This window comes from Pseudogemmobacter sonorensis (assembly GCF_042762395.1).
GTDB classification, from domain to species: domain Bacteria; phylum Pseudomonadota; class Alphaproteobacteria; order Rhodobacterales; family Rhodobacteraceae; genus Pseudogemmobacter; species Pseudogemmobacter sonorensis.
In genome coordinates this window covers 1-1,022 of record NZ_JBEFZE010000091.1, presented here as the reverse complement: position 1 = coordinate 1,022, position 1,022 = coordinate 1, and the positions used below count along the sequence as shown (strand labels likewise).

Sequence of the window (1,022 nt, the reverse complement as noted above, 5' to 3'; positions counted from 1 at the left end):
AAACCTGCGATTGGACTTTGGAGGGTCTCTCCTGCCCAAATTTTCTGATGGCAGGACGTCCGCCTTCGACGAGCCCTGCCGTCTGCCGCAACGCCATGCCGAACAAAACCTTCATCGTCAGGCAGGTCTGAATGGCGGCGTCGGTGTAGACGGGCTGTCGGCCTCGCTTGCCCGTCGGCAGCGCAGCCCATGCCACGCCGGGATCAAACCAGATCGTCAGAGACCCACGGCGCTTTAGCGCCTTGTTATACTCGGGCCAGTTCAAGGTCTCGTAGGTCGGGGTGCTCGGGCGGCTCAGGCGATCCAGCTATCACCCTGGATCCAAAAGATGAATCCCTCACGAAATTTGTGAAACAGAGTCGATCCAATGCCAAATTTCTTGGATGCCCGTTTGTTGAGCGGCAAAATTGTGGCGAATGGCGCGATCTGCATTTTGATCTGCGAGGATTGGACGGATAGCACATGCGGGTGATCCGAAAGGCCGAGATCGTGGTGATCGGCGATGGGCAGGTCGGCCTGTCTTCCGGCCATCATCTTCGAAAGCTCGGGCTCGATATCCCGAGGCAAGCCCTCGCGCTGGACCAATCGCCATCGCCCGGCGGCGACTGGCAGTTCCGTTGGCCCTCGCTGACGCTGAGCACGGTCAATCGCATCCACGGCCTGCCCGGCATGCCGTTCGCCGAGACGATCCCACCGGATGCGACAACCCTACAGGCCGCAACGGCGGTACCGGCCTATTTCGCAGATTATGAGCGCCGTTTCGTGCTTTCGGTGCAAAGGCCGGTCAGGGTTCTGACCGTGATCGAGAGAGACGATCGCTTCCGCATCCACACCGAAAAGGGGAGTTTTCGGCGCTCGGCATCATCAACGCCACGGGGACGTGGAAGACGCCCAACATTCCGGACTATCCGGGGCGCGACCGCTTCAGGGGGTTCCAGCTTAACACCCGGGATATCGCACCGCCGAGGCCTACGCCGGACAGCACGTCGTCAAGGACCTCGATTTCGGCATCCATCTTCATC

The 1,022-nt window shown here is 60.4% G+C and carries 2 protein-coding genes; both read right to left on the bottom strand.

What is annotated here, in order from left to right; translation table 11 throughout:
- On the bottom strand, positions 1-298 hold a 298-nt coding region (locus tag ABNX41_RS21870; RefSeq protein ID WP_438671787.1), incomplete at its 3' end, for a transposase.
- Complete coding sequence (locus ABNX41_RS21865; RefSeq protein ID WP_438671786.1) at positions 295-657, bottom strand: hypothetical protein; 363 nt, start codon at positions 655-657, stop codon at positions 295-297. The genes ABNX41_RS21870 and ABNX41_RS21865, both read right to left, overlap by 4 nt.
- Between the last annotated feature and the right edge of the window lie 365 nt (positions 658-1,022).